The sequence below is a fragment of the Micromonospora sp. M51 genome, assembly GCF_018070305.1.
GTDB classification, from domain to species: domain Bacteria; phylum Actinomycetota; class Actinomycetes; order Mycobacteriales; family Micromonosporaceae; genus Micromonospora; species Micromonospora parva.
Map to the genome: position 1 here is coordinate 1 of NZ_JAGPXZ010000572.1, position 4104 is coordinate 4104.

At 72.3% G+C, this 4104-nt stretch carries 5 protein-coding genes; 1 reads left to right on the forward strand and 4 read right to left on the reverse strand.

Annotated elements, in window-relative coordinates:
* Positions 1 to 110 precede the first annotated feature (110 nt).
* On the forward strand, positions 111 to 905 hold the full coding sequence (locus KBX53_RS24700; RefSeq protein WP_030337796.1) for a hypothetical protein: 795 nt from the start codon (positions 111 to 113) through the stop codon (positions 903 to 905).
* A 260-nt stretch (positions 906 to 1165) separates the two neighbouring features.
* Here the strand turns inward: KBX53_RS24700 and KBX53_RS24705 are convergent, their stop codons facing one another.
* The 4 genes from KBX53_RS24705 to KBX53_RS24720 all read right to left on the reverse strand — a co-directional run.
* Positions 1166 to 1945: an HAD-IIA family hydrolase gene (locus KBX53_RS24705; protein WP_030337797.1), complete on the reverse strand. Its 780-nt coding sequence runs from the start codon at positions 1943 to 1945 to the stop codon at positions 1166 to 1168.
* Positions 1946 to 1960: 15 nt separating this feature from the next.
* Entirely contained in the window at positions 1961 to 2989 is a 1029-nt protein-coding gene (locus KBX53_RS24710; protein ID WP_210861917.1) for a ferrochelatase, read from the reverse strand.
* A 99-nt stretch (positions 2990 to 3088) separates the two neighbouring features.
* Positions 3089 to 3856 carry an enoyl-ACP reductase FabI gene (fabI, locus tag KBX53_RS24715; protein ID WP_030337799.1) on the reverse strand — a complete coding sequence of 256 codons (768 nt, stop codon included), beginning with the start codon at positions 3854 to 3856 and terminating at the stop codon, positions 3089 to 3091.
* A 26-nt stretch (positions 3857 to 3882) separates the two neighbouring features.
* On the reverse strand, positions 3883 to 4104 hold a 222-nt coding region (locus KBX53_RS24720), incomplete at its 5' end, for an SDR family oxidoreductase (RefSeq protein WP_210861919.1).

Sequence of the window (4104 nt, forward strand, 5' to 3'; positions counted from 1 at the left end):
CCCCGGACCGTGCCGCACGCGGGATCGGGCGAAGGGGGCAGTTCGGGGCACGCAGGGCGGCCGGAGCGGCAGTCGAGACAGGGCCGGTCGTGACCACGTACCCTTTCGGCATGTCCACCCCCGCAACGGGCGCGGCCACACTCGCGCCGCGCCGGTCGAGCCGGTTCGTTGCCTGGGTGCGCGCGTGGCGCGCCGGGTTGGTGCCGTACGACGAGGTCGCCGACGCCATCGCCGGCGACGAGGAACATCTCGTTGCGGACGCCCCGGGCACCTGGACCGACGTCCCGCTGGGTTCCGCGCTGCCCACCCTGGCCAAGCTCTCCCCCGACGAGATCCGCCTGGTGCTGCCCGCACCCGGCGACCCCCGGGGTCTGCCCGGCCCCGGCGACTTCGCCGGCGCGGCGCTGGTAGCGGGTGAGGCGGTGGTCGCTGGCGGGCTCGGGTTGATCCCGGAGGTCCGCTCGCACACCTCCGGCTCCGGGGACTGTTTCGAAACGGTGCTGTGGCGGGTGTACCCGCTGCCGGCCAACGCGCCCGCCGCGTCGCTCTCGTTGCCCGGCGCCGCCGAGGCGGAGGCCGAACTGGCCGCCGCGCTGGCCGAGACGACCGCCGCGCTGACCCGCCTCGACGTCGCCCAGTGGCGGCCCGAGCTGGCAGGCGCGCTGGCCGCGCTGCGCCGCCCCGACGGCACCACCGACCTGCCACCAGGGTTCGACCCGAGGGCCCGCCGGCTCTTCGCCCGAGCCGCGGTGCTCGACCGGGTGCTCGCGCTGGCCGGGCACTCCGCGCCCGGCGGGGCGATCAACAACTATGAGGCGCAGCAGCGCGACGCCGCGCTGCGTCCGCTCACCGCCGCCTGCCGCCAGGCCCTGGTGGCCGCCTGCAACGCCCCCCTGCGCCCCTGACCGCCCCCTGACCGACGCGTTACCGCCCGGGACCGCCCGGGGACCGACGCGTTACTGCCCGGGACCGACGCGATACCCCTCATGATCGTGCTCGAACATGGATGTAGTGGCCTCCGGCTCCGCCGGTGACCACTACATCCTGGTTACAGCGCGATCATGGGGGCGGCGCGGCCCACGAACAGCAGCGCGGCCCAGGAGCGGCAGCGCGGCCCAGGAGCGGCAGCGCGGCCCAGGAGCGGCGCAGCGCGGCCGCAGCGGGGTCAGACCTCGTCGAGGAGGTCTGCGACCGAGTTGATGATCCGGGAGGGGCGGTACGGGTAGCGCTCGGCCTCGGTGCGGCTGCTGATCCCGGTCAGCACCAGGATGGTCTCCAACCCGGCCTCCAGACCACACAGGATGTCGGTGTCCATCCGGTCACCGATCATCGCGGTGCTCTCCGAGTGCGCGTTGATGGTGTTGAGCGCCGAGCGCATCATCATCGGGTTGGGCTTGCCGACGAAGTACGGCTCCACCCCGGTCGCCTTGGAGATCATGGCGGCGACCGAGCCGGCGGCGGGTAGCGCGCCCTCCACGGACGGGCCGGTCACATCCGGGTTCGTGCAGATGAACCGGGCGCCGTCGTTGATCAGACGGACGGCCTTGGTGATCGCCTCGAAGCTGTAGGTGCGGGTCTCGCCGAGCACCACGTAGTCGGGGGCGAAGTCGGTCAGCACGTAGCCGACGGCGTGCAGGGCTGTGGTCAGCCCGGCCTCACCGATGACGTACGCGGTGCCACCCGGCCGCTGGTCGGCGAGGAACTGGCCGGTGGCCAGGGCCGAGGACCAGATCGACTCCTCCGGCACGTCCAGCCCCATCCGGCTGAGCCGGGCCGTCAGGTCGCGCGGGGTGTAGATCGAGTTGTTGGTCAGCACCAGGAACGGCTTGCCGGAGGCGCGCAACCGGTTGATGAACTCGGGCGCGCCGGGCACCGGCTGGCCCTCGTGCACCAGCACGCCGTCCATGTCGGTGAGCCAACTCTGCACGGGCTTACGGTCATGCATGATGATCCTCAGAGGTCAGGGACGACGGGTCGGCACGCAACAGACGGTGGGGCAGGCGTCCCACATCGGCAGCTCGCCCAGGCGGCGGCGCAGCTGCGCGCCGTCCGGATCGGTCCGCTCGGTGACCAGCTCACGCACCATGGTCACGAAGCGCGGGTCGGTGCCCGGCGTGGCGGCCCGGACGAAGTCCAGGCCGAGCTGCTTCGCCGTCTCCAGCGCTTCGGTGTCCAGGTCCCACACGACCTCCAGGTGATCGGAGACGAACCCGATCGGGCTGACCACCACGCCGGTGGTGCCGCCCTGCGCGAGGGTGGCCAGGTGGTCGTTGACGTCCGGTTCCAGCCATGGCACCTGCGGCGGGCCGGAGCGGCTCTGCCAGACCAGGTCGTATTCCAGGTCGGGGGCGGCGGCCGCGGCGACGAGCCGGGCGGTCTCGTGCAGCTGCGCCTCGTACCGGCCGCCGTGCGGGCCGGCGTTGGCCGCCATCGAGCTGGGGATGGAGTGGGCGGTGAAGACCAGTCGGGTGGTGTCCCGCTTTGCCGGGTCGAGCTGGCCCAGTGCCGCCCGGACGGCGTCGACGTGCGGCTCGACGAAACCGGGGTGGTCCCAGAACTGGCGCAGCTTCTCGATCACCGGGGCGTCCGGGCCGACGGCGGCACGGGCGGCGGCGATGTCCTCCTGGTACTGCCGGCAGGACGAGTAGCCGCCGTACGCGCTGGTGACGAAGGCCAGCGCACGGGTCACCCCGTCGTCGCGCATCCGGCTCACGGTGTCGGCGAGCATCGGGTCCCAGTTGCGGTTGCCCCAGTAGATGGGCAGGTCGACACCGTGCGCGGCGAAGTCGGCGCGGACGGCGGCCAGCAGGTCCCGACACTGCTGGTTGATCGGGGACACTCCACCGAAGTGCTGGTAGTGCTCGGCGACCTCGGCCAGCCGCTCGGGCGGCACACCTCGACCCCGGGTCACGTTCTGCAGGAACGGCATCACGTCCTCGGGCCGTTCCGGCCCGCCGAAGGACACCAGGACCACCGCGTCGTACGACATGGGGTCATTCTTGCCCCTCGGCCGGGACGCCCCGGCGACGCCCCCTGATCCGGATGCGTGGATCACGCGTCCGCACCTCGGCGGCGTCGCCGGAGAGCGTCAGGCGCCGATGGCGTGGTAGCCGCCGTCGACGTGGACGATCTCGCCGGTGGTGGCCGGGAACCAGTCGGAGAGCAACGCCAGGCAGGCCCGCGCGGCGGGCTCCTGGTCGGTGAGGCTCCAGCCCAGCGGGGCCCGCTCGGTCCAGGCCTCCTCGAACTGGTCGAAGCCGGGGATCGACTTCGCGGCGATGGTGCGCAGCGGCCCAGCGGCCACCAGGTTGCTGCGGATGCCCTGCTTGCCCAGGTGCAGCGCCAGGTAGCGGGACGCCGACTCCAGGCCGGCCTTGGCCACGCCCATCCAGTCGTAGACCGGCCACGCCTTCGTCGCGTCGAAGGTCAGGCCGACCACCGCGCCACCGGGCGACATCAGCGGCAGCGCCGCCATCGCGAGGGACTTGTACGAGAAGGTGGAGACGTGCAGGGCGGTCGCCACGTCCTCCCAGGGCGCGTCGAGGAAGCCGCCACCGAGGCAGCTCTGCGGGGCGAAGCCGATCGAGTGCACGACACCGTCGAGGCCGTCGACGTGCTCGCGTACCCGGTCGGCGAGGCCGGCCAGGTGCTCGGTGTTGGTGACGTCCACCTCGATCACCGGCGCCGGCTCGGGCAGCCGCTTCGCGATCCGCTCGACCAGGGAGAGCCGGCCGTAGCCGGTGAGCACGACCTGCGCGCCGTTCTCCTGAGCGAGCTTCGCCACCGAGAAGGCGATCGAGGCGTCGGTGATGACACCGGTGACGAGCAGTCGCTTACCGGCGAGCAGTCCGGACATGCAGATTTCCTCCGTAGTCAAAAGGGTTAGTGGCCCATTCCGAGGCCGCCGTCGACCGGGATGACGGCACCGGAGACGTACCCGGCGCTGTCGGAGGCCAGCCAGGTGACAACGGCCGCGACCTCGTCCGGGCTGGCCATCCGGCCGGCCGGGATGGACTTGAGGATCTCCGCCTTGCGGTCGTCGGAGAGGCCGGCGGTCATGTCCGTGTCGATGAAGCCGGGCGCCACCACGTTCGCGGTGATGTT

What these genes read in the sequence shown, in the direction of transcription:
- KBX53_RS24700 (WP_030337796.1), top strand. Translation starts at nt 111, where the DNA reads ATGTCCACCCCCGCAACGGGCGCGGCCACACTCGCGCCGCGCCGGTCG.
- KBX53_RS24705 (WP_030337797.1), bottom strand. Translation starts at nt 1,945, where the DNA reads ATGCATGACCGTAAGCCCGTGCAGAGTTGGCTCACCGACATGGACGGC.
- KBX53_RS24710 (WP_210861917.1), bottom strand. Translation starts at nt 2,989, where the DNA reads ATGTCGTACGACGCGGTGGTCCTGGTGTCCTTCGGCGGGCCGGAACGG.
- fabI (WP_030337799.1), bottom strand. Translation starts at nt 3,856, where the DNA reads ATGTCCGGACTGCTCGCCGGTAAGCGACTGCTCGTCACCGGTGTCATC.